The sequence below is a fragment of the Bacillus sp. FSL M8-0025 genome, assembly GCF_037975475.1.
Classification (GTDB): domain Bacteria; phylum Bacillota; class Bacilli; order Bacillales; family Bacillaceae; genus Bacillus; species Bacillus subtilis.
In genome coordinates this window covers 3870256-3893302 of the sequence record NZ_CP150258.1, presented here as the reverse complement: position 1 = coordinate 3893302, position 23047 = coordinate 3870256, and the positions used below count along the sequence as shown (strand labels likewise).

24 protein-coding genes and 2 pseudogenes are annotated in these 23047 nt (G+C 43.7%); 22 read left to right on the top strand and 4 right to left on the bottom strand.

Translation table 11 applies throughout. The features are described from left to right. Positions 1 to 39: 39 nt before the first annotated feature. The 17 genes and pseudogenes from abnB to MKX38_RS20025 form a co-directional block, all read left to right on the top strand. The gene (abnB, locus tag MKX38_RS20105) at positions 40 to 1449 is read left to right on the top strand and encodes an arabinan endo-1,5-alpha-L-arabinosidase AbnB (protein WP_339188165.1); all 1410 of its coding nucleotides are present in this window, start codon (positions 40 to 42) and stop codon (positions 1447 to 1449) included. A 305-nt stretch (positions 1450 to 1754) separates the two neighbouring features. Next, a complete protein-coding gene (locus MKX38_RS20100) occupies positions 1755 to 2120 on the top strand; it encodes a DUF5082 family protein (protein WP_070548216.1) in 366 nt (121 codons plus the stop codon). Between the two features lie 11 nt (positions 2121 to 2131). Continuing rightward, a complete protein-coding gene (locus tag MKX38_RS20095) occupies positions 2132 to 2401 on the top strand; it encodes a YwqI/YxiC family protein (RefSeq protein WP_003218942.1) in 270 nt (89 codons plus the stop codon). A 19-nt stretch (positions 2402 to 2420) separates the two neighbouring features. Continuing rightward, positions 2421 to 4037 (top strand): T7SS effector LXG polymorphic toxin, encoded by a 1617-nt coding sequence (locus tag MKX38_RS20090; RefSeq protein ID WP_339188162.1) that lies wholly within the window; start codon positions 2421 to 2423, stop codon positions 4035 to 4037. 16 nt (positions 4038 to 4053) lie between these two features. Next, the gene (locus MKX38_RS20085; protein ID WP_015250873.1) at positions 4054 to 4392 is read left to right on the top strand and encodes a hypothetical protein; all 339 of its coding nucleotides are present in this window, start codon (positions 4054 to 4056) and stop codon (positions 4390 to 4392) included. Between the two features lie 425 nt (positions 4393 to 4817). Further along, a complete protein-coding gene (gene bglP, locus MKX38_RS20080) occupies positions 4818 to 6647 on the top strand; it encodes a PTS beta-glucoside transporter subunit IIABC (RefSeq protein WP_339188159.1) in 1830 nt (609 codons plus the stop codon). Between the two features lie 22 nt (positions 6648 to 6669). Beyond that, positions 6670 to 8079, top strand: a complete 1410-nt coding sequence (gene bglH / locus MKX38_RS20075) for an aryl-phospho-beta-d-glucosidase (RefSeq protein WP_339188158.1) — start codon at positions 6670 to 6672, stop codon at positions 8077 to 8079. A gap of 102 nt (positions 8080 to 8181) precedes the next feature. Then, a complete protein-coding gene (locus tag MKX38_RS20070) occupies positions 8182 to 8628 on the top strand; it encodes a universal stress protein (RefSeq protein ID WP_339188155.1) in 447 nt (148 codons plus the stop codon). A 151-nt stretch (positions 8629 to 8779) separates the two neighbouring features. Further along, on the top strand, positions 8780 to 9715 hold the full coding sequence (locus MKX38_RS20065) for a DMT family transporter (RefSeq protein ID WP_339189485.1): 936 nt from the start codon (positions 8780 to 8782) through the stop codon (positions 9713 to 9715). A 324-nt stretch (positions 9716 to 10039) separates the two neighbouring features. Continuing rightward, positions 10040 to 10333: pseudogene (locus MKX38_RS20060) on the top strand (DNA-binding protein); the annotation flags it as partial. A 17-nt stretch (positions 10334 to 10350) separates the two neighbouring features. Beyond that, complete coding sequence (locus tag MKX38_RS20055) at positions 10351 to 10839, top strand: DUF2716 domain-containing protein (protein WP_172851084.1); 489 nt, start codon at positions 10351 to 10353, stop codon at positions 10837 to 10839. A gap of 25 nt (positions 10840 to 10864) precedes the next feature. Then, complete coding sequence (locus tag MKX38_RS20050; RefSeq protein ID WP_064671754.1) at positions 10865 to 11623, top strand: Imm26 family immunity protein; 759 nt, start codon at positions 10865 to 10867, stop codon at positions 11621 to 11623. Between the two features lie 34 nt (positions 11624 to 11657). Then, positions 11658 to 12140 carry a hypothetical protein gene (locus tag MKX38_RS20045; RefSeq protein ID WP_043858317.1) on the top strand — a complete coding sequence of 161 codons (483 nt, stop codon included), beginning with the start codon at positions 11658 to 11660 and terminating at the stop codon, positions 12138 to 12140. Positions 12141 to 12166: 26 nt separating this feature from the next. Further along, a complete protein-coding gene (locus tag MKX38_RS20040; protein ID WP_032725070.1) occupies positions 12167 to 12478 on the top strand; it encodes a hypothetical protein in 312 nt (103 codons plus the stop codon). Between the two features lie 18 nt (positions 12479 to 12496). Further along, a complete protein-coding gene (locus MKX38_RS20035) occupies positions 12497 to 12793 on the top strand; it encodes a YxiJ family protein (protein WP_064671755.1) in 297 nt (98 codons plus the stop codon). A gap of 15 nt (positions 12794 to 12808) precedes the next feature. Next, positions 12809 to 13261 carry a hypothetical protein gene (locus MKX38_RS20030; RefSeq protein ID WP_064671756.1) on the top strand — a complete coding sequence of 151 codons (453 nt, stop codon included), beginning with the start codon at positions 12809 to 12811 and terminating at the stop codon, positions 13259 to 13261. A 17-nt stretch (positions 13262 to 13278) separates the two neighbouring features. Then, positions 13279 to 13407 (top strand): annotated as a pseudogene (locus tag MKX38_RS20025) (hypothetical protein); the annotation flags it as partial. A gap of 213 nt (positions 13408 to 13620) precedes the next feature. Here the strand turns inward: MKX38_RS20025 and MKX38_RS20020 are convergent. Both MKX38_RS20020 and MKX38_RS20015 read right to left on the bottom strand, forming a co-directional pair. Beyond that, entirely contained in the window at positions 13621 to 14142 is a 522-nt protein-coding gene (locus tag MKX38_RS20020) for a DUF2812 domain-containing protein (protein WP_339188146.1), read from the bottom strand. A gap of 2 nt (positions 14143 to 14144) precedes the next feature. After that, the gene (locus MKX38_RS20015; RefSeq protein WP_339188143.1) at positions 14145 to 14480 is read right to left on the bottom strand and encodes a PadR family transcriptional regulator; all 336 of its coding nucleotides are present in this window, start codon (positions 14478 to 14480) and stop codon (positions 14145 to 14147) included. A gap of 164 nt (positions 14481 to 14644) precedes the next feature. On the opposite strand from MKX38_RS20015, the gene MKX38_RS20010 reads away from it, so the two are divergent. Both MKX38_RS20010 and dbpA read left to right on the top strand, forming a co-directional pair. Continuing rightward, positions 14645 to 15793, top strand: coding sequence for a GDSL-type esterase/lipase family protein (locus tag MKX38_RS20010; RefSeq protein WP_339188141.1), 1149 nt, complete (start codon positions 14645 to 14647; stop codon positions 15791 to 15793). A gap of 81 nt (positions 15794 to 15874) precedes the next feature. Next, a complete protein-coding gene (gene dbpA, locus MKX38_RS20005) occupies positions 15875 to 17314 on the top strand; it encodes an ATP-dependent RNA helicase DbpA (protein ID WP_086344497.1) in 1440 nt (479 codons plus the stop codon). Between the two features lie 18 nt (positions 17315 to 17332). Here dbpA and MKX38_RS20000 read toward each other — a convergent pair whose 3' ends face one another. Then, positions 17333 to 18619 (bottom strand): MFS transporter, encoded by a 1287-nt coding sequence (locus MKX38_RS20000; protein ID WP_339188139.1) that lies wholly within the window; start codon positions 18617 to 18619, stop codon positions 17333 to 17335. Positions 18620 to 18825: 206 nt separating this feature from the next. On the opposite strand from MKX38_RS20000, the gene MKX38_RS19995 reads away from it, so the two are divergent. From MKX38_RS19995 to bglS, 3 genes are all read left to right on the top strand, one after another. Further along, the gene (locus MKX38_RS19995; RefSeq protein WP_014481344.1) at positions 18826 to 19506 is read left to right on the top strand and encodes a hypothetical protein; all 681 of its coding nucleotides are present in this window, start codon (positions 18826 to 18828) and stop codon (positions 19504 to 19506) included. Between the two features lie 94 nt (positions 19507 to 19600). Beyond that, entirely contained in the window at positions 19601 to 20434 is an 834-nt protein-coding gene (gene licT / locus MKX38_RS19990; RefSeq protein WP_003242598.1) for a transcriptional antiterminator LicT, read from the top strand. Positions 20435 to 20729: 295 nt separating this feature from the next. Continuing rightward, positions 20730 to 21458: a beta-glucanase gene (bglS, locus tag MKX38_RS19985; protein WP_021480986.1), complete on the top strand. Its 729-nt coding sequence runs from the start codon at positions 20730 to 20732 to the stop codon at positions 21456 to 21458. Positions 21459 to 21602: 144 nt separating this feature from the next. Here the strand turns inward: bglS and citH are convergent, their stop codons facing one another. Further along, positions 21603 to 22883, bottom strand: coding sequence for a citrate transporter CitH (citH, locus tag MKX38_RS19980; RefSeq protein WP_003227205.1), 1281 nt, complete (start codon positions 22881 to 22883; stop codon positions 21603 to 21605). Between the last annotated feature and the right edge of the window lie 164 nt (positions 22884 to 23047).

Genomic DNA, 23047 nt, shown 5'->3' with positions numbered 1-23047 from the left:
CTTAAAAATTTAATAAAAAAAGTGAGGCGAATTGGTTAAATGTTCAACCGATTGTTTCGTGTATGTTTTCTTGCAGCTCTTATCATGGCCTTCACCCTCCCAAGCTCCGCCAATGCACAAAAACCTGTATTTAAAGAAGTCAGCGTCCATGACCCTTCCATCATTGAAACAAATGGCACCTTTTATGTTTTTGGATCTCATCTCGCTTCAGCAAAAACAAATGACCTCATGCAATGGCAGCAGCTGACCACCAGCGTAAGCAATGACAACCCACTGATTCCGAATGTCTATGAAGAATTAAAAGAAACCTTCGAATGGGCGCAATCCGATACTCTTTGGGCGGCTGACGTCACGCAGCTGGCGGACGGCAAATACTACATGTACTACAACGCCTGCCGCGGCGACTCGCCAAGATCCGCCATGGGTGTTGCCGTTGCTGACAACATCGAAGGCCCATACAAAAACAAAGGCATCTTTTTGAAATCAGGAATGGAAGGCACAAGCAGCGATGGAACACCGTATGACGCAACCAAACACCCGAATGTTGTCGACCCGCATACCTTCTTTGATAAAGACGGCAAACTGTGGATGGTGTACGGATCATACTCAGGCGGCATTTTCATTCTTGAAATGAATCCAAAAACGGGCTTCCCGCTTCCTGGGCAGGGATACGGAAAAAAACTGCTCGGCGGCAACCACAGTAGAATCGAAGGCCCGTATGTTCTCTATAATCCAGACACCCAATACTACTACTTATACCTATCATATGGCGGTCTCGATGCAACAGGCGGCTATAACATCCGTGTGGCCCGCTCCAAGAAACCAGACGGCCCTTACTATGATGCAGAAGGCAATCCAATGCTCGACGTCCGCGGTAAAGAAGGCACATTCTTCGACGACCGTTCCATCGAACCATACGGGGTCAAACTCATGGGCAGCTACACTTTTGAAACAGAAAATGAAAAAGGCACCGGGTACGTCTCACCAGGCCACAACTCCGCATATTATGACGAGAAAACCGGGCGTTCCTATTTAATCTTCCACACTCGCTTCCCGGGCAGGGGTGAAGAACACGAAGTCAGAGTTCAACAATTGTTCATGAACAAAGACAGCTGGCCGGTAGCAGCGCCATATCGTTATGCGGGCGAAACATTGAAAGAAGTAAAACAAAAAGACATTACAGGAACATACAAAGTCATCCAGCACGGAAAAGACATCTCAGCCGACATCAAACAAACCATCAACATCCAGCTCAACAAAAACCACACCATTTCCGGGGAAATGACCGGAACATGGCAGAAAACCGGAAAAAACACAGCCGACATCACGTTAGCTGGCAAGAAGTATAACGGGGTATTTTTACGCCAGTGGGATTCGGTGAGAGAGAAGAACGTCATGACGTTTAGTGTGTTGAATGGCAACGGTGAGGCTGTTTGGGGATCTAAATAAGATGGAGAAGCGCCTTCGTAAGAAGGCGCTTTTTTATGAGCTTTATTGACTATAAGAAACAGTTAAGTGGGAGAAAAAATAAAAATGAAAGAGAGATTAAAGACTTAAATAAAAAGTCCCTCCTATGATTATTTTCTCCCTCTCATAAGGTGATTAGATCTATTTTTAGCATTTTAGAACCAGTTAAACATCTCTCAAGACAAACCTTTTTACCTATTTATCCAATATGATCCATCATGTAATATGAAAATAGTCTGTATTGTAAAGAATTTACACAGTTTGATAGAAACACGAGGTGTTGCGGCATGCATAGTGAAATGTTGTTACATTCGGTAAAAGCCGACTTACATGAAAAGCAGGAACAGATCCATCAATTAAAACGAGTGCTGCACGAAATCAGGCAAATCAAACACGAATTCTCCGAGGCCCAGCATCTCATTCACCGGCCTCATCTCACCCCGGATGCATGGAGAGGAACACATGCGGAGCGGTTTGAAGATATTCGTGAAGGAATGAACAAAGCATATCAGCAAATCAAAAGCGATCAAGTCAGCGGAATCATCGAAAGCATAGAAGGAAAAATCCACTCATTAGAGGGCGATGTCTATTCCATAAGACGCCAAATTACGAGGATAGAGCATGAAATAGAGAAGGAAAAACATAAAAAGTGAGGTGAGCACAAATGGCACAGGAAATTAAAATGGTGTATGGCACAGTGAAGCAAGGGCTTTCTCAGCTCAAGAATTCAGCTGAACTCAAGTCCTCCTTACCCGGCCATCTCTCAGGCAGAAACCATTTGAATGTTGTGAAGTCCATCGAGCAATTAAATAAGGACATCAAAGAGCTCACTGAAGCATATGCGTCTGTTCTGGCCAAGCATATCGCACAAACGGAAAGCGCGGTAAACGCCATGAAGGAAACGGACGAAAACATATCATCTTCCATGAAATAAAGCGCGGGAGGACAAGGGATTGAAAACATTAGATGTCCACGCTCTTCACGAGGGCATTCAGCATACAATTGAGAAACTGGACAAGCAAAAGCAACAGCTGGAGAAGCTGGAAAAAAGCGTTGAGCATCTGGCAGGCATGAAGGATGCGCTAAAGGGAAAAGGCGGAGATGCCATCCGGACCTTTTACGAGGAGTGCCACAAGCCTTTTCTCCTTTTCTTTGGCATGTTTATCGACGAATACAAAAAAGTGCTGAAACAAACACAGCATGCGATTTCCTCTGTAGAATCTGACTCTCACGGCATGATTGCAGAGGCTTTTCTCTCACACGATGCGAGACATGGGGTCAAGCATGCACGAGAAGTGACAGAGCAGCTCACTGATGCAGTCAATCGCCAGACGTCGGCCATAGATCACATCGTCAGCCTGCCGACAGTCAATGATTCCTTTTTTCGGATGGAAACAGAACAGGCTGAGCGGCTGATTTCGGACACCCTGAATAAGCTCTTTCAATTTGACGGCCAGCAAACCCAAGCACTAGAAACCGCAAAATCAGATTTTCAAACGATGAAAAAATATATAGACCAGCTCGGAACCATGTATACCGGTCCGAAAATTGAAATCACAGGCTACAAAAGCGGCTCTATCCTGAAATCACAGGAAGAAGAAAACATCAACCAAACCTTCGGCGCAATTAACCCGCAAATGAAGCAGGCGGATGATTCTCCGATGGAGATGATGTTGAAGAAATTAGCCGAGAATGAAAAGTCTAAAGTGGATTCAGTTGTCAAAACGGGTGATTCTAAAAAGGTAAGTAAAAATATCATCGTTATCAATGGTAAAGTGTATAATACGAGTGAACATAGAGAACATATAAAAACTGATTTCTCAAATGCAGAGGTTAAGCAAGTCGTTTATAATGATACACTTTACAATGTATACATATCTGGTAATGACATGAAGCTTGAACCTGTCGTCTCGCTTTCGGACATTAAAGTGGATGAGAATGGATATGTGAAAATTTTAGAGACGGCTGTAGAACTTACCGGCGTGTATGATCTATTTAAAGCAGCCACGGGCAGAGATCCGGTATCAGGCGAAAAAGTCACAGGAAAAGACCGTGTTGTTGCCTCCATAAACTCAGTACCATTTGCCAAAATAGCTAAGTTAGAAAAGTTAATAGATATTAATAAACTTATTAATGATGGGAAAAAGGCTAAGAAGGCTTCGGAAGTTAAAAACGTTGCTAAGGATACGGGTAATGGTGTACCTTCTTATGGAAAGAAGTCAGTACCTAAAGGACCTTACAGAGAAGTACATGGATTCCCAGTTAAAGTAAAGCCAGGTGCTCAAGAGAAACATATTCCTAATACGCCAAATTACAAACAAGAAATAGCAAATGGTAAAAACAAGAGTATTTTCTATGGTGATAATAAAACAGCACAGGAATTGCTTGATAAGTTTGCAGGAAAAGGTCAACTACTACCAAACGGTAAAAAAGAAAGAGTAGACTTTGGTAAACCAATTGGAAAATACTATGATCGTGATACTGGTGAATACATTGAAACTACTAGAGGAATGATTCATTACGGAAAAGACGGAGCGCATATAGTGCCTTCAGAACCATTAAAGAAGTAATAAGAGGAGGATATACATGGAATATGATCCTTTAATAAAAGCGTTAAAAGAGTATAAAGATAGTGACTTGATAATAGAGTGGGATAGTGGATTAAAGATTATTGGTGAACCAGACACACTCTTTGAAACAGACAATGGGTTGGATGACGATGATGTGAATTTTATCGAATATTATGCAGTTACATTTCAAGTAAATGATATTTTAGCTCATCCCACTAGTGAAGAAAGTAGTTTATATAATTGGTTAATACAAAAGAAAGGTTCATTAGTTGAAATTTCACTTTATGATGATCCGCCAAGTGCAGTTTTTTTAACTGACGGAGAAAGTATATGGAAAAGGGATAGTCAAAAATAAAACATATACCTTGATGGGCTAAATTGCCTTTCAAGGTTTTTTATTTTTATATTAAGTCAGCTGATATATTTGATAGTATTTTCGGAAAAATAAAACAAAATATACAAAATGGCTTCCCTCTATAACAAAACAGTCCTCAATAAGTATTCCCTTTAGTCAAAACCCAAAAATGAAAGCGTTGACATCCCGCGAATCTAGTGCTAAAGTATATCCTACAAACAAATAAAACGACCCGTCAGGATTGTTACTGCGAAAGCAGGCAAAACCTAAATGGTGCAGGTGCAGGAGGAGACTCTCGCAATCTGTGTCATTTAGGTTTTTTTTATTCTCTTTTAGGAGGTGATGCAGCATTTGATACAAAAAAAGCTGGAAGAAAGGCGGCCACCTTTCTCCCAGCAGTCCCCCCATAAAAAGGAGGTATACACATGGATTATGATAAATTATCGAAGGACATATTACAACTCGTAGGCGGTGAAGACAACGTTCAGCGCGTGATTCACTGCATGACGAGGCTGCGTTTTAATCTTCATGACAATTCGAAGGCGGATCGCAGTCAGCTGGAGCAGCTGCCTGGAGTGATGGGCACCAATATCAGCGGCGAGCAGTTTCAAATCATTATCGGAAACGATGTGCCGAAGGTGTATCAGGCGATTGTGCGGCACAGCAATCTCAGTGATGAGAGGAGCGCTGGTTCATCCTCTAAGAAAAAGAATGTGCTGAGTGCGGTCTTTGATGTGATTTCTGGTGTGTTTACCCCGATTCTGCCTGCGATTGCGGGAGCGGGGATGATCAAAGGGCTTGTTGCGCTGGCAGTTACGTTTGGCTGGATGGCGGAGAAGAGCCAGGTTCATGTCATTTTGACGGCTGTCGGTGACGGTGCGTTCTACTTCCTGCCGCTCCTGCTAGCGATGAGTGCGGCGAGAAAATTCGGAAGCAATCCGTACGTAGCGGCAGCCATTGCGGCGGCGATTCTGCATCCGGATTTGACAGCCCTGCTCGGTGCGGGGAAACCGGTTTCCTTTATCGGGCTTCCTGTAACCGCTGCCACTTATTCGTCAACGGTCATCCCGATTTTGCTGGCGATTTGGATTGCTTCGTACGTAGAAAAATGGATTGACCGTTTTACACACGCATCTCTCAAATTGATTGTGGTTCCGACATTCACGCTATTGATTGTCGTGCCGCTGACATTGATTACAGTCGGTCCGCTTGGCGCTATTTTAGGAGAATACTTGTCTTCTGGGGTCAATTATTTGTTTGATCATGCAGGGCTTGTGGCGATGATTTTGCTGGCGGGTACATTCTCTTTAATCATTATGACGGGCATGCACTATGCCTTTGTGCCGATCATGATCAACAACATCGCTCAAAACGGCCACGATTATTTACTGCCGGCTATGTTTTTGGCGAATATGGGGCAGGCGGGAGCATCATTTGCCGTCTTCCTTCGCTCCAGAAACAAAAAATTTAAATCACTCGCGCTTACCACAAGCATCACGGCGCTGATGGGGATCACAGAACCTGCGATGTATGGCGTGAATATGCGATTGAAAAAGCCGTTTGCAGCCGCTTTGATTGGCGGTGCAGCCGGTGGCGCGTTTTACGGCATGACGGGTGTTGCTTCCTATATCGTCGGAGGTAATGCAGGTCTCCCGAGCATCCCTGTCTTTATCGGCCCAACGTTTATTTACGCGATGATCGGCCTTGTGATTGCGTTTGCGGCGGGAACAGCAGCTGCGTATTTGCTTGGATTCGAGGATGTGCCTTCTGACGGCAGCCAGCAGCCGGCTGTGCATGAGGGCAGCAGAGAGATTATTCACAGCCCGATTAAGGGAGAAGTGAAAGCCTTAAGTGAAGTCAAAGACGGAGTGTTTTCTGCCGGGATCATGGGAAAAGGATTTGCCATAGAGCCTGAAGAAGGAGAAGTTGTTTCGCCTGTTCATGGAAGCGTTACCACCATTTTTAAAACAAAACACGCAGTTGGCATTACGAGTGATCAGGGAGCCGAAATACTCATACACATTGGATTGGACACGGTGAAGCTGGAGGGACAATGGTTCACGGCTCACGTCAAAGAAGGCGACAAGGTCGCACCGGGAGATCCGCTCGTGTCCTTTGATCTGGAGCAAATCAAAGCCGCGGGATATGACGTCATTACCCCGGTGATCGTGACCAACACAGACCAATATTCATTTTCGCCGGTAAAAGAGATCGGTAAAGTGCAGACAAAAGAAGCGCTGCTTGCTTTATCTTGAAAAAACTAATGGGGTGATCAATATGAGTTCAAATGCAAAACGATTTCCAGAAGGATTTTTATGGGGCGGCGCAGTTGCTGCCAACCAAGTGGAGGGTGCTTATAACGAGGGTGGTAAGGGGCTTTCGACAGCTGACGTATCGCCGAACGGGATCATGTCTCCATTTGATGAATCAATGACTTCCTTGAATCTGTATCACAACGGGATTGACTTTTATCATCGTTATAAAGAGGATATCGCCTTATTTGCAGAAATGGGATTTAAGGCGTTCCGCACATCGATTGCGTGGACGAGAATTTTTCCGAATGGCGATGAAGAGGAGCCCAATGAAGAAGGCCTCAGCTTTTATGATGATCTGTTTGATGAGCTGTTAAAGCATCATATTGAGCCTGTCGTAACCATCTCTCATTATGAAATGCCGCTCGGTTTAGTGAAAAATTATGGCGGCTGGAAGAATCGCAAAGTCATAGAGTTTTATGAACGCTATGCCAAAACGGTTTTCAAACGCTATCAACACAAAGTGAAGTATTGGATGACGTTCAATGAAATTAACGTGGTGCTCCATGCGCCGTTTACCGGAGGCGGTCTTGTCTTTGAAGAAGGAGAAAACAAACGAAACGCGATGTACCAGGCGGCACACCACCAATTTGTGGCCAGTGCTCTTGCTGTCAAAGCGGGCCACGACATCATTCCTGATTCGAAAATCGGCTGTATGATAGCGGCAACGACAACCTATCCGATGACTTCTAAGCCGGAGGATGTCTTCGCGGCAATGGAGAATGAGCGCAAAACACTTTTCTTCTCAGATGTTCAGGCAAGAGGCGCATACCCGGGATATATGAAACGCTATCTGGCAGAAAACAATATTGAAATTGAAATGGCTGAAGGCGATGAAGAGCTCTTGAAAGAACATACTGTGGATTATATTGGATTCAGCTACTACATGTCGATGGCGGCGAGCACAGATCCAGAAGAGCTTGCAAAATCAGGGGGCAACCTGCTGGGCGGAGTCAAAAACCCTTACCTCAAATCATCAGAATGGGGCTGGCAAATTGATCCGAAAGGCTTGCGCATCACGCTCAACACCTTATACGACCGTTATCAGAAGCCGCTGTTCATCGTTGAAAACGGCCTTGGCGCTGTAGACAAAGTTGAAGAGGACGGCACGATTCAGGACAATTACAGAATCAACTATCTGCGTGATCATTTAATTGAAGTGCGCGAAGCCATTGCGGACGGCGTTGAATTAATCGGATACACATCATGGGGGCCAATTGACCTTGTCAGCGCATCTACTGCGGAAATGAAAAAACGCTACGGTTTCATTTATGTGGACCGGGACAATGAAGGAAATGGAACATTTAATCGCATCAAGAAAAAAAGCTTCAACTGGTATCAGCAGGTCATCGCCACAAACGGAGAGAGTCTCTGACAATTTTTTGAAAACTCATGCACTTCAATTGACAATAACGAAATGCAGGCAGACAATAAAAGAGAAAGATGAACCACCCACAGTCCGAAAGGCGGGAAGAGCATGTTTAACAAAATGTTAGTAGCGATTGACGGATCAGACATGAGTGCAAAAGCCCTTGATGCCGCAGTGCATTTGGCAAAAGAGCAGCAAGCGGACCTAAGCATTCTTCATGTGGGGAGAGAAGCCGTCGTCACGACTTCTTCTCTGACGGGAATTGTCTATGTGCCTGAACACTTTATTGATGAAATCAGGAACGAGGTTAAAAAAGAGGGCCTGAAAGTCCTTGAGAATGCAAAAGAAAAAGCAGCCGAAAAAGGCGTTCAAGCTGAAACCATTTACGCGAATGGCGAGCCGGCGCATGAGATACTAAATCACGCAAAAGAGAAAGGCGTCAGCCTGATTGTAGTTGGCAGCCGGGGGATCAGCGGCCTGAAAGAAATGATGCTTGGAAGCGTCAGCCATAAAGTGTCTCAATTATCAACATGCCCGGTTTTGATTGTTCGATAGATTTGTAAAAAAAGCGCCCTTGGGCGCTTTTTTTTATTTAGAATAGAAGTGTTATAATATCTACATGTAAAAAAGAGGAATTATATGTGTAGATTTCTGAATTCACAAAAAACAGTTTATGCTATGCAGTATTGGAGGTAGAATACGTTTGATGCAACAGGATCTTTCCATATCGTCAAAACAAAAATCAACAGCCGTAATCAAAATGGTCATCTCTATGGTGATTTTCGGCTCCATCGGCTTTTTCTCAGAGCATACCAATCTGCCGTCATTTGAATTGGTCTTTGTCCGCTGCCTTTGCGCGACGCTGTTTTTAGGCCTTTGCTGGCTGGCGTCCGGCCAGTATAAAACTGAAAAATGGAGCAAGAGAGACGTGCTGCAAACATTGGCGTGCGGTTTCTTTCTTGTATTCAACTGGGTGTTCTTATTTAAGTCTTTTGAAGAAACGTCCGTTACAATTGCCATCTCCGTTTATCATCTAGCGCCGGTGCTTGTTCTTCTTCTGGGGAGCTTCTTCTACAGAGAGAAATTAAATGTGATCTCCGTCAGCTCCATTATCATCTGCTTTCTGGGAACTGCGCTGATTTCCGGGATTAACGGCAGCACTTCATTGACACAGCTGATGGGATCAGGGATCATATGGGCAGTTCTCGCCGCACTGTTTTATGCGTTCACCACTTTATTGGGAAAAGGCATTCACAATCTCAGTCCTTACACGACCACCTTCTTGCAGACGGGTTTAGGGGTTATCATCCTGATTCCGTTTATTCACTTTGGCGCTTTTGCTGACCTATCTCAGGGAAACTGGATTATGGTGGTATCTACCGGCATCATCCATACGGGTATTGTATATTTGCTGTTTTTTGACAGTTTGCGATTTTTATCAACGAAATTTATTTCAATCATTGTATTTCTCGACCCCGCTGTCGCGATCGTGCTCGATACTGTCTTCACAGGCTTCCGCCCTGACCTCTATCAAACGCTTGGCATCGTAATGATCTTTGCGGGCATGGCCTTGACGCTTGTCAGGAGGCAGGGGAAGGCGAATGTGACAGCTGAGGGTACGGAGATTGAACAAATGCAATAATGGAAAATGTAAAAAGGCCTATGCGGCCTTTTTTTGATTCTTAAAATAACATAAACATTCCAGAAAAATATTGTAATCCTATTCCAATGACGCTAACATGTTAAATCAATAATACAGTTATTTCAAATTCTTGGTGCAAAAAAAAGCTTTCTCAATTAGTAAAAGGAAAAGTGAATGTACTATTTTGATGAAATATCAATTCTTAATGACTATGATTGGCTTGAAAAAAATATAAAACAATAGAGCATATAATATATTGAAAACTTAGTTGGTATTAAAAAGCGATAGTAATGATTATATATACTCTGCAAATTTAAAAATTAAGACGAAACGGTCGTGAGACGAGTGTGGATTCTGTCGGATAAAGAGCCGGACTCAGAAGCATTTGATCAGCTCGCGATATCCGAAGAAGGTTTTTTGGTTGGGACGTTCAATTGTTACAGTGAAGAGCTAGAGCCGTCTCTTTATTTGATTTCTGCCGATGTGAGTCTGCCGATGCAAGAAGTGAAGTGTTGTGATTCGAATGGTGCAGCCCTAGATGTTCAACAGCTGAAACTGTCGAGTAACGCTGTTTACGCAGTGGTCTCTTCTGGTGTTTATAAGCAGGATATCCAATAAGGTGTAGGGATGAGATTATGATGAATTGGCGCGCTTTAAGTCAGACAAAACAAGACCGCATCTGGTCAGAAGTGAACAAGATCATAAAATGGAAACCCGGAAGCAGATGCCATCACATCATTCCGCCTGATCCATATCAAGTGTTTGATATTTCAAGCGGGATGAGCGGTAAAGCCAGTAATGATGATGTGGTCAGAGTGCTGAATGATTTAGAGACTTCGATTTTAAAAGCATTTCAATCATGTACTGGAAAACACGATGTGATGTACGCATTAGACTGGCAGCATGACGGATATATTTTTAGCCCTCATCAGACAATGCCTCAGGATGAATTTGGCGAATGGCCTGTTCCCGTATTTCCAAATGGAGACTATTATTTCTTTTTTCATCAGGACTTCTCCTGGGGACTTTTGGGAGACCCGTGGAAATTGACAATCACTGTGTTTGGTGAAGAGCTGTTGGAGGCGATAGATCATGATCCGCCTATCCTGTTTCAAAATAGATGAGTGTTCTGAAAAACGGAGGTGAAACATGGGCTTTTGGGAAGAGAAATATAAAAATAAAAAGATATTCGTAAGTGATGATGGTTTGGATATTTGTCACGACGCCATCGAAGATTTTCACGCTGTGTTCCTTGAACAATTGGATCGTAAGCCTACTCTAAATGAATTTGTTTATACCCTCTTTCAGGTATTAAACTCAGACGGCGATTCGCTTTTTAAAGAATTAGAAGGAAAACAAGTCACTGACATCAACCTAAAGATGAAAAAAAGAACTACTTTAAGTGAAGTTAGGCCTGGTGTTGTCATTGAAATCCCTTTACGGAAAATCAATCAGTTCACATATGCATTAGTGGTAAAAGGAGATTTAGCAACAGATAAAAATGATGATCTTCTCATTCAGTATTTTGATATTTTTACAGATCAACGCTTGAGTAAAAAAGACATTTCTCTCATGATGGCAGAAAAGCAAAGAACCCTTTTTATTGCGAATACAGGATATACAGGCTTTCTTCAGGGGAATTGGAAGGTTGTTTCCAAGGTGCCGATAGATTTGATGAAAAAATTTGATCATTCTACTATAACATTTGTCATGTATGAAGATGGAAAATACCTCATTAGCCAAGACGATTCATTAGCGGCAGAGAGTGATTTAATAGAGGTTGATAAAAAACGGGGGAAGACCTTTAGCAACCCGATTGGGCTATTTGGTCACCTTAGTATTGAGGATATTCTTTATCAATATTTCAAGGGAACCTCGATGGAGGAATTGATTAAGTATGAGTTGTAAGAAGGGCTTTTATTAGGGGGAGGTTGAGGCACATATGAGCAGGTATTGTCTGGAATGTGCAAATTCTGAACTTTTTCTCTTAAATGATTTTTTCAAACAATTCCCCCTACGTATCACTGAGTATCATTGGGTCATTGGCGATATTTTAAATATGATGGATGTATCCTCGGATAAGGATCATTGGAACGATATCATTGGCGAGCGTGAAGACTATCTTTTTATCACAGGTGAGGAATTTCATCGTATATTAAATGAATATGAGATTTATGTGATATTTTCTATTTTAACTGCTGTGCCTAAAGAGACGATACTGTATGATATAACACAAGTTCCGTTTGTTGATGGGAATGCTGACTTTTATGAAGATGATTATATCTCCCCTGTGAAAGAATGTATTTTCGAAGTCGGTTTCTTTGATTCAACAGATATTATATTTACAGTGACCGATGAAAACATAGAAAGAATGTTGAAGGATTCTTTTCCTGACTTGAAGCCTTACTGTGAGTATGGAGTATAGAGACGCTATTAACGGAGGAATCAAAATTGAGTATTTCAGGAGCTACTCCTATTTTGTTTCAGCATATCAAGAAATGGCGTTTTTATCGAGAAACAGATCACGTGCTTGGTGCCATTTATACGATTGAGTTAGCAGCTGTTTATCATTCACGTACGATTGTTGTCATATTCAAAGACGTTTCAGTCGTTACGATACGAGAAATCGAAACCCTATCGAATCTATCAGATGGACTTCTCCATATTGAAATGCAACCACAAGGCACGTACCTTGTGGAAGAATGGGAAGAGCAGACATTCCGCTTTTATTGCCGGCAATATGAGGTGATGGAAGTTGAATAGGGTGAGGAGAGGATCAACGTGCTTCAAAAGCTGAGAAAAAGACAGCGAGAGCTTGAAGAAACGCCGTATCCTGATGAATTGTACGGCTTTGAAGCGGAAATCTATGAGTTTTTTATGCTAGTTGATGGCAGTTTGGATTATGTGCTGGCGAATAAAAGGATGTCCGGGCATCAGCGGCGTTCGTTGGAGAAAAGCTTTTTTGAGCTGTATCCTGACATACTTCCGGATATGATCAAAAACGATAAAGATCTGTATCATCACATTCTCTTGTATGAACAAGTCAGACAAGAGATTTGCGTTGCGCTATCCAACTGATAAGGGGAAGATTTTATGGAAATAACCTCTATAAGCAGTATTGGCAATTTGGACATGATCAAGCTTAAGTCTGACCAAACCGTTATGTCATGCGAACTTGAAGATGCAGAGTCGTTTTATCGTTTTTGGGCAGGGCTTGCCTACGATCGAATCATGATACAGGTAATAACGACTGGTTCATTTATAGAAGACCTGTCCGAGTACTTTGAAGGTTATGCTTACAAGGTGATAAAACTAGCGAAAAGAGAACTCCATTTCCAATCCATATTACAGAGAGCAGATTGGGACATTGCAAGACTTCTCTTTCTGTTAGCTTCCATCAATGATGATGTTTTTCTGATCACTGATCCTCAACCGGATAAAAGCTATTTTTCCGAAGGCAAACTCCAATGCCTGACGGACTCAGGTGAACGGATCATGTGGTTTGAATACGATGCTGTAGACATCTATATGGTTGGCGGTAACTAAAAATAGGGGGAATCCATTTGAATATCACACAATACGAGAAATTGAAAAAGCATCTTTCTGATGAGGATACAGGTCCATTTACATTAAACGAGTTTTCTTTCTATATGAAAGAAGATGATCGTTATATTCAAATTCCTGTGTTTGAATTAAAACTATCAGCTCAAACCTGTGACATTCATTTGCGGTTTGAAGACATTAGTGCATCAAAGCTGGATGACCTTGAATCCATCGATGCGGTTGAGTTGGAGATTGAACCGACTGACGATCAATGGGAAAGACTCCGTTATTATGTGTATGATCAAGAAGATCAGATGAGTTTCTATTGCGGAGGATGGGATGTGATCAAGTGTGACAAGAAGTCACACTGATTTTCCCCACTTTCCAAGCGTTCTTGCTTTTGTTGCCGCATATGTCATGAGAAATGGAAAAGTCACAATCAGGAAAGCCAAAGGCACCCAATTTGATAATCCGGTTACATAATGGAGTGCAATTGACAAGAGAGTCAGGAAGCTCAAGGTGCAGGTTACGTTTCGAACGTCTTTTTCGCTTCTTTTATATTTCTCTCTCATGGTGGATTGATCACTGTATATCGGCGAAGTTCCGGGCTCAGCCGAAAAGATATGCATACCTTGTGAAGAGCAAACATATTCCCATCCGGCCGCTTCAAACATCACGGTGTATTCCGCCAAGCTTTCTTCCTCAACATCATGATAATCAATACTGTAGATCAATTTCCGCGGCTCAGCTTTTCTAAGCTTATACCCCATAAACGCAAAAGAATCGAGTACCCAGCCTTTGCTGGCCATATCATTTAGTCTCTTCATATCCTTTTCTTCTGAAAAGGCCAATCCTTCAGACATCATAAATTTTTTCTGTTTCATGACTAATCCCCTTTCAATTGTTGAAAAGCACGTTGACCGTGTTCAGCCATCACTTTTCTGCGCTGAATTTCTTTTTTGAGTAGTTCTTGGCCGTGCAAGGTGGTTTGGTACACTTTGCGGCGCGGGTTGTCATTGTTGACAAGCTCAATGATCCCTTCTTGCAGTAATTTCTTTAACAATGTATATAAGGTAGCCGGGCCGATCGTAAAGGAGTCATCGGTCATGTCCTCAATCTCCTGCATGATCGAATATCCGTGTTTTGGCTCCAGCAAGGTTAGGACAATATAATAGGCTGGATCGGTAAGCTGACCCATTTCCTGCGGACGCTGCTTTGGCAAGCGGTCACCTCATTTCTTATATCAACTAATGATATATCACTTATTGATATAATGAAATCTTCCTTTTTGTTTGTCAACGCAATTTTTTTCTGCATCCAGTCATCATAAAGAAACAATCACCGAGTATGCATTAATGTATGCGTTTTCATAGAGGGGGAGTCTTGATGAAAAAATGGATGGCAGCGGTTTTTGTGATGATGCTGATGCTGTGTTTTGGCGGGATTGAGAATGTGAAGGCGGCGGAGCCGAAGGTGTATCAGTTTGACTTTGGAAGCGGTTCGATGGAGCCTGGTTATATTGGTGTCAGGGCGTCTGATCGGTATGACCGGTCAAAGGGCTACGGTTTTCAAACACCGGAGAATATGAGGGATGTGGCGGCATCCGGGACTGGTGTGAAGAGTGATGCGGTTCAGTTTTTAGCGTATGGGACGAAAAGCAATAACACGTTTAATGTGGATCTCCCGAATGGCCTTTATGAGGTGAAGGTGACGCTTGGCAATACGGCAAGGGCCAGTGTGGCGGCGGAGGGCGTGTTTCAGGTCATTAATTTGACAGGGGATGGCGCGGAGGATACGTTCCAAATTCCCGTCACCGACGGGCAGCTGAATCTGCTGGTGACAGAGGGGAAAGTTGGCACCGCTTTTACGCTTAGCGCCTTGAAAATAAAGAAATTGTCTGATCAGCCGGTGACGAACCGAACCATTTATGTCGGCGGCGACTCGACGGTGTGCAATTATTATCCGCTCAACAGCAGCAAGCAGGCGGGCTGGGGGCAGATGCTGCCTCACTATATCGATAAACACACCTTTCAAGTGAGAAACATGGCGTCCGGCGGGCAGATCGCGAGAGGGTTCAGAAATGATGGACAGCTTGAGGCGATCCTGAAGTATATTAAACCGGGAGATTATTTTATATTGCAGCTTGGCATTAATGACACAAATCCGAAGCATAATGAATCTGAAGCGGAGTTTAAAGAGATGATGCGTGATATGATTCGTCAGGTAAAAGCGAAAGGAGCGGACGTCATCCTATCAACGCCTCAGGGCCGGGCAACCGATTTTACTTCTGAAGGCATCCATTCGTCTGTAAACAGATGGTACAGGGCCTCTATTTTAGCTTTGGCCGAAGAGGAAAAAACATATCTCATTGACTTAAATGTCCTCAGCTCGGCATACTTTACATCGATCGGTCCGGAAAGAACACTCGGGCTTTATATGGATGGAGATACGCTGCACCCGAATCGCGCGGGGGCCGACGCACTGGCGCGATTGGCTGTTCAGGAGCTAAAACGCCAGGGAATCGCTGGCTTTTAATACATCATTTTTCGACAAAACACATATGCCTTGGTCAATTAGAGTATAATGAGAACATCTGCAAGAGACAGGAGTTTATACATGAGTCATTTTAAAAACTATCAAATCAGTCATGACATTTTACGAGCATTGGAAGGACTGGGATATACAGAACCGACCAAGGTGCAGCAGAGCGTGATCCCCGCTGCCCTTGAACGAAAGGATCTTGTCGTCAAATCACAGACGGGAAGCGGGAAAACGGCTTCGTTCGGAATTCCTCTCTGTGAGCTGGCGGATTGGGATGAAAACAAGCCGCAGGCGCTTATTTTAACTCCAACCCGTGAGCTTGCGGTGCAAGTAAAGGAAGATATCACGAACATCGGACGATTTAAACGGATCAAAGCGACAGCAGTATTTGGAAAATCCTCCTTTGATAAACAAAAAGCTGAGCTTAAGCAAAAAAGCCACATTGTTGTCGGTACGCCGGGACGTGTTCTGGATCATATCGAAAAAGGCACGCTGCCGTTGGATCGTCTCTCTTATTTGGTCATTGATGAAGCGGATGAGATGCTGAATATGGGCTTCATTGAGCAGGTGGAGGCGATTATCAAGCATCTTCCGACTGAGCGTACGACGATGCTGTTTTCGGCGACGCTTCCGCAGGATATCGAGAAGCTGAGCCGTCAATATATGCAAAACCCCGAGCATATCGAAATCAAAGCGGCCGGGCTTACCACAAGAAATATTGAACATGCGGTGATTCAAGTAAGAGAAGAGCATAAATTTTCATTGCTGAAAGATGTGCTGATGACGGAGAATCCCGACAGCTGCATCATTTTCTGCCGAACGAAGGAGCACGTCAATCAGCTGACCGATGAATTGGATGACTTAGGATATCCATGCGATAAAATTCACGGCGGAATGATTCAGGAAGACCGATTCGACGTCATGAATGAATTTAAACGTGGCGAGTACCGTTACTTAGTCGCGACGGATGTCGCCGCGCGCGGGATTGATATTGAAAATATCTCCCTTGTCATCAACTATGATCTGCCGCTTGAAAAGGAAAGCTATGTCCACCGCACGGGCCGAACGGGACGCGCAGGGAACAAAGGAAAGGCCATTTCGTTTGTCACGGCCTTCGAAAAACGGTTTTTAGCCGACATTGAAGAATATATCGGATTTGAGATTCAAAAAATAGAAGCCCCTTCTCAAGAGGAAGTGGCAAGGAAGAAACCAGAATTTCTAGCTAAAATGAATGACCGTCCGGAAAGCAAAAAAGACAAAAGCGAAGAGCTGAATAAAGACATTATGAAGCTGTATTTTAACGGCGGAAAGAAAAAGAAAATCAGAGCCGTTGATTTTGTAGGAACGATTGCAAAAATTGACGGTGTGTCAGCTGACGACATCGGCATCATTACGATCATGGATAATGCCTCATACGTTGAGATTTTAAATGGTAAAGGCCCTCATGTTCTCAAAGTGATGAAGAACACAACCGTCAAAGGGAAAATGCTGAAGGTGAATAAAGCGAATAAATGATGAATGACCTGCTCCCAGTTAAAGGGGCAGGTCATTTTGCTGCTGGCTGACATTGGCGCTGGTCTCCTCCGGAACAAAGGCAAGAATCACAATACCAATTACAAACAGAATGATCAGACTGAACACCGCAGTCGAGGATTTCCCGGTCAGCTGGGCGGTCACGGCAATGAGCAGCGGCCCCATAATTGAGGCGAATTTTCCGAAAATGTTGTAAAAACCGAAGAATTCATTGGCGTGGCGCTTTGGCACAAGCTTGGCGAAATAGGAACGGCTTAGGGCTTGAATACCGCCTTGCGAGGTGGCGACAAGCATAGCCAGTATCCAGAAATCAAGCGTTGTCTCCATAAAATAGGCATACACGCAGACGATCATATAAATGACGATCCCGACGTACAGCATTGTCTTCCCCGTGAAGCGTTCTGCCAGTTTTCCGTATACAATCGAAAACGGCGCGGCGACTACCTGGGTGACAAATAGGATGATCAGGAGGCTTGAGGAACCGATCCCTAAATCTGATCCATAGGATGTCGACATCGTAATAATCGTGCCGACTCCGTCGATATAAAAGAAATAAGCGAGCAAGAAGAGGAAAAGTGCCCGGTATTGCCTGATCCGTTTCATCGTTTGGCCGAGCCGCTTAAAGCTGTTGATGACAATATGAGGTTCTTTTTTGATGTAATAGCGTTGATGGACATGTTTAATCATTGGGATGGTGAACAGCCCCCACCAGGCAGCCGTTATGAAAAAGGACAGCTGGCTTGCGGCCGATACAGACACTGGAATCGTCTCTGCTTGCGCGAGCAGGATGACAGCAATACTGATGATAAATGGAATCGTGCTTCCGATGTATCCTAAGCCAAAACCCCGTGCCGAGACGAGATTCATCCGCTTCTCAGTCGTGACGTCAACGAGAAAGGCATCATAAAACACATTGGCGCCGGAAAAACCGATAGCCGATATCGTATAAAACAGCAACAATAGCAGCCAATGTTCACTAGGGATAAAGGCGAGTATCGCGGTGCTGGCGACACCGGCTGACACAAAGAAACCGAAGAACTTTTTCTTGCACCCTTCATAGTCGGCGATTGTGCCTAAAATAGGGCCGAGCATCGCAAGAATAAACGTTGAAATCGCAATGGTATAGCCTAAATAGGCAGTCGATTGAGCGGCGCTGACACCGCTTTCCGCAGCTGCCGATTTATAAAATAACGGAAATACCGCGGTGGTCACGACAATTGAGTAAGCAGAATTTGCCCAGTCATATAATACCCAGCTGTTTTCTTGTTTCGTAAAACGTTTCATCATCAGAGCTCCTCTCCGGTAACGATACTTCTATTGTACGAGAAATGGGCCTGAAAAGAATGGAATGCACGTCAATTTTTACAAAATATTTATGTTTTTTCGCTTCAAATCATACTTTTGATTTATTGCTGGGGTTAGGCGCATCTGGTACCATTTAACTATATTTTATGGTATTTTCCAGAAGGGATTCAGCAGAGAGGAGACAGAGCATGAGGCGAATAGGCTTGTGTATAAGCCTGCTGGTCACAGTTCTTGTGATGAGCGCATGCGAAAGTGAAGGTGAGGCTCAGATGTTCGCAGACTGTGATCAAAAGACGGTAAAACAAACCGCAGCCAAACCGATGAGCAGTAAGAAAAAGCAGGATTTCCAAGCCCTCGCAAGCGACAGGCAGCTGGCCATTGTGTTCAGTTCCATGATACAAGTGAGCGAAGCATTTGATTATGGAATCGGCAATCCAGAATACTTCGTGCGAATCAGCATGACTGAAGAAGAAGCAGACATTGCGAAGGAGAATCTCGAATCGATTAAGCTTGAGAACAAATCGCTCAAAAAACAAAACAGCGAGGCGGTTGCCTTGCTACAAAAAACGCGTAATCAAGACATGAGCCGCATCGAAATTCAGCAGCTGACAGAAAATAGAGCCGCTTTTTTTGAGGCCGCAGACAGTATGATCAAACTCATCGGCCAAGTCACACCGAAAAACGCGAAGAAGACAAGACAGCAGCTGGATCAGCTGAAAAAACAATATACACAATACAGCGCTGAAAGCATTAAAATCATGAACAGCATTGTCAAAAAGCAGAAAGCTGACAAGGCATCATTTGAACGCCATCTGGAGGCGCTGCTTCAAAAACAGCCGGGGCAGCAGGTACGGAGTGAATTGTACTGACCAGCTTCCGTCTTTCCCTGATGATATTGACCTAGTACAAAAAGAATGTACAATCAAGATATAGTCTGTTCTTAGTTGATTGGAGGGACATGCCATGAAAATTGCGAAGGTGATCAACAATAATGTGATCAGCGTGGTCAATGAACAGGGGAAAGAATTGGTCGTCATGGGCAGGGGGCTCGCGTTTCAGAAAAAGTCCGGCGATGATGTCGATGAAGCCCGCATTGAGAAAGTGTTCACGCTCGATAACAAGGATGTATCAGAAAAGTTCAAAACCCTTTTGTATGATATACCGATCGAGTGTATGGAAGTATCCGAAGAGATTATCAGCTACGCAAAATTACAGCTCGGCAAAAAGCTCAACGACAGCATCTATGTGTCGCTGACCGACCATATTAACTTTGCCATCCAGCGCAACCAGAAAGGGCTTGATATCAAAAACGCCTTGCTGTGGGAAACAAAACGGCTGTACAAAGACGAATTTGCGATCGGCAAAGAAGCGTTGGTTATGGTAAAAAATAAGACTGGTGTGTCTCTGCCAGAGGATGAAGCAGGCTTTATTGCTCTGCATATTGTAAATGCCGAGCTGAACGAAGAGATGCCCAATATCATCAACATTACAAAAGTCATGCAAGAGATTTTGAGTATTGTAAAATACCATTTTAAGATTGAATTCAACGAAGAATCGCTTCACTATTATCGGTTCGTCACCCACTTAAAGTTTTTCGCGCAGCGTCTATTTAACGGCACTCACATGGAAAGCCAGGACGATTTTTTGCTGGATACAGTGAAAGAGAAGTATCATCGCGCGTATGAATGCACGAAGAAAATCCAAACCTACATTGAGCGGGAGTATGAGCACAAGCTCACAAGTGACGAGCTGCTGTATTTAACCATTCACATAGAAAGGGTAGTTAAACAAGCATAATGAGAGCGCTGACATTTTTGTTTCCTTGTGTTCACTTTTTCTTACATTCACATATGAAAATGGCAGGATTGTTACTGATAAAGCAGGCAAAACCTAAATTACAATGAGTGCGGATCATCTCTGTCTGTGCTGATGGTAATTTAGGTTTTTATTTTTTTCAGAGGGAAGATGATGATAGTTACAGGATTCAAGTCAGTAAGATTCGATATTATCATTATTTTGACCGATGTTCCCTTTTAAAAGAATCATGTAAGATCAACATAGAAAACGCTTTCAATGAAAGGGGAATGCCAATATGCCTTATCTGAAACGAGTGTTGCTGCTTCTTGTCACTGGATTGTTTATGAGTTTGTTTGCAGTCACTTCTACTGCCTCAGCTCAAACAGGTGGATCGTTTTTTGACCCTTTTAACGGCTATAACTCCGGTTTTTGGCAAAAAGCAGATGGTTATTCGAATGGAAATATGTTCAACTGCACGTGGCGGGCTAATAACGTATCAGTGACGTCATTGGGTGAAATGCGTTTAGCGCTAACAAGCCCATCTTATAACAAGTTTGACTGCGGGGAAAACCGTTCTGTTCAAACATATGGCTATGGACTTTATGAAGTCAGAATGAAACCAGCTAAAAACACAGGGATCGTTTCATCGTTCTTTACTTACACAGGTCCAACAGATGGAACTCCTTGGGATGAGATTGATATCGAATTTTTAGGAAAAGACACAACAAAGGTTCAATTTAACTATTATACAAATGGTGCAGGAAACCATGAGAAGATTGTTGATCTCGGGTTTGATGCAGCCAATGCCTATCATACTTATGCATTCGATTGGCAGCCAAACTCTATTAAATGGTATGTCGACGGGCAATTAAAACATACTGCAACAAACCAAATTCCGACAACACCTGGAAAGATCATGATGAACTTGTGGAATGGTACGGGTGTCGATGAATGGCTTGGCTCCTACAATGGTGTAAATCCGCTATACGCTCATTATGACTGGGTGCGCTATACAAAAAAATAATGCCAAATGTGAAAGAGCCTGCTGCAATATAGCAGGCTCTTATGATTGTAATGAGGAGTTGTTGGCATGAATCTTCTATTCACTCATAATATCCTATTTGATCTTCTCCCCTCTGTACTCAATGCTACGATCAAGCTCATACATTTAGAAAGAAATAATCCCAATCAAAAGTGCGGCAATCGTCATCACAATCGTTGTTCCCACGGCCCATTTAATAGTGAATTTTTGATGGTCGCCAAAGCTGACGCCTGCCATTCCAACCAATAGATAGGTGGAAGGCACAAGCGGGCTGAGCAGATGCACAGGCTGCCCCAGCAAGGAGGCCCTTCCGATTTCAGCGGCGTCTATTCCGTAAGCGGAAGCGGCTTCGGCGATGATGGGAAGGACACCGAAGTAAAAGGCGTCATTCGACATGAAAAAGGTGAATGGCATGCTGACGATCGCAGTGATCAACGGCAGGTGCGGGCCCATGGCATCAGGGATGAGTGAAACGAGAGAATGCGCCATGGCATCGACCATTTTTGTGCCGGAGAGAATGCCTGTGAATATGCCCGCAGCAAACACCATTGAGACAACGTTTAACGCATTACCCGCATGCGCCGAGATTCGTTTCTGCTGCTCTTTGACATTTGGATAGTTAACCATCAAGGCAACGGCGAACGCAGTCATAAAAAGAACAGGGAGCGGCAGCAGGCTGGTGATCAGTGCGGCCATCAGAGCGACAGTCAGCAGCAGGTTAAACCATTGAAGAGCGGGACGCTTGAGCGGTGCGGCCTCCGGATCGGAAGACGGTGCGTGATCAATCGAAATGACGCCGAGCCGCTTCCGCTCTTTCTTTCCGAGGATATAAGCAACGGCGATCACCCAGAGAATGCCGGCGATCATAGCGGGAATCAGCGGCGTGAAAACCTCTGACGTGTCCAATTTTAAGGAAGCCAAAACCCTCGCAGTCGGCCCGCCCCACGGGATAATATTCATAACCCCCGAACCGAGCATCGCTATTCCCGCTAACACCAAACGGTTCATGCCGAGCCGTTTGTAGAGAGGCAGCATCGCTGCAATGGTAATCATATAGGTTGTTGTCCCATCTCCGTCCAGCGAAATGGTCATGGTCAGAACCGCTGTGCCTACGGCGATTTTTAACGGATCTCCTTTGACAAACGATAAGATTTTGGCAATGAGAGGATCAAACAGGCCTGAGTCAATCATAATGCCGAAATACAGGATGGCGAATAACAGCATGATACCGGTAGGGGCGAGGTCTGTAACGCCCTGAATCATCATCTCGCCGAGATCTTTGCCAAATCCGCTGATCAGGGCGAACACAATAGGAACGACAATCAAAGCAATAAGAGCGGAAAGCCGGTTAGACATAATAAGGTACATAAAGACAATCATCATCACAAAACCGAGTATGGCAAGCATGATATGACCTCCCCTATTCAACAGCTTTTTTAGTAAGCGCTTCCATCCTTTCTTTCTGTGAAGAAGGCTTATTTCAAATGTGTATGACCGCATATTTATATGTAGACCAAAAATCCTAATGAGCGGATTAGCAGTTTATATGAAGAACGCCACGGGTAAATGTG

What these genes read in the sequence shown, in the direction of transcription:
- MKX38_RS20000 (WP_339188139.1), bottom strand. Translation starts at nt 18,619, where the DNA reads ATGATGAAACGTTTTACGAAACAAGAAAACAGCTGGGTATTATATGAC.
- bglP (WP_339188159.1), top strand. Translation starts at nt 4,818, where the DNA reads ATGGATTATGATAAATTATCGAAGGACATATTACAACTCGTAGGCGGT.
- MKX38_RS20020 (WP_339188146.1), bottom strand. Translation starts at nt 14,142, where the DNA reads ATGAAACAGAAAAAATTTATGATGTCTGAAGGATTGGCCTTTTCAGAA.
- bglS (WP_021480986.1), top strand. Translation starts at nt 20,730, where the DNA reads ATGCCTTATCTGAAACGAGTGTTGCTGCTTCTTGTCACTGGATTGTTT.
- MKX38_RS20085 (WP_015250873.1), top strand. Translation starts at nt 4,054, where the DNA reads ATGGAATATGATCCTTTAATAAAAGCGTTAAAAGAGTATAAAGATAGT.
- MKX38_RS20010 (WP_339188141.1), top strand. Translation starts at nt 14,645, where the DNA reads ATGAAAAAATGGATGGCAGCGGTTTTTGTGATGATGCTGATGCTGTGT.
- MKX38_RS20050 (WP_064671754.1), top strand. Translation starts at nt 10,865, where the DNA reads ATGGGCTTTTGGGAAGAGAAATATAAAAATAAAAAGATATTCGTAAGT.
- MKX38_RS20030 (WP_064671756.1), top strand. Translation starts at nt 12,809, where the DNA reads ATGGAAATAACCTCTATAAGCAGTATTGGCAATTTGGACATGATCAAG.
- abnB (WP_339188165.1), top strand. Translation starts at nt 40, where the DNA reads ATGTTCAACCGATTGTTTCGTGTATGTTTTCTTGCAGCTCTTATCATG.
- MKX38_RS20095 (WP_003218942.1), top strand. Translation starts at nt 2,132, where the DNA reads ATGGCACAGGAAATTAAAATGGTGTATGGCACAGTGAAGCAAGGGCTT.
- bglH (WP_339188158.1), top strand. Translation starts at nt 6,670, where the DNA reads ATGAGTTCAAATGCAAAACGATTTCCAGAAGGATTTTTATGGGGCGGC.
- MKX38_RS19995 (WP_014481344.1), top strand. Translation starts at nt 18,826, where the DNA reads ATGAGGCGAATAGGCTTGTGTATAAGCCTGCTGGTCACAGTTCTTGTG.
- MKX38_RS20045 (WP_043858317.1), top strand. Translation starts at nt 11,658, where the DNA reads ATGAGCAGGTATTGTCTGGAATGTGCAAATTCTGAACTTTTTCTCTTA.
- MKX38_RS20065 (WP_339189485.1), top strand. Translation starts at nt 8,780, where the DNA reads ATGCAACAGGATCTTTCCATATCGTCAAAACAAAAATCAACAGCCGTA.
- dbpA (WP_086344497.1), top strand. Translation starts at nt 15,875, where the DNA reads ATGAGTCATTTTAAAAACTATCAAATCAGTCATGACATTTTACGAGCA.
- MKX38_RS20100 (WP_070548216.1), top strand. Translation starts at nt 1,755, where the DNA reads ATGCATAGTGAAATGTTGTTACATTCGGTAAAAGCCGACTTACATGAA.
- MKX38_RS20070 (WP_339188155.1), top strand. Translation starts at nt 8,182, where the DNA reads ATGTTTAACAAAATGTTAGTAGCGATTGACGGATCAGACATGAGTGCA.
- MKX38_RS20055 (WP_172851084.1), top strand. Translation starts at nt 10,351, where the DNA reads ATGATGAATTGGCGCGCTTTAAGTCAGACAAAACAAGACCGCATCTGG.
- licT (WP_003242598.1), top strand. Translation starts at nt 19,601, where the DNA reads ATGAAAATTGCGAAGGTGATCAACAATAATGTGATCAGCGTGGTCAAT.
- citH (WP_003227205.1), bottom strand. Translation starts at nt 22,883, where the DNA reads ATGCTTGCCATACTCGGTTTTGTGATGATGATTGTCTTTATGTACCTT.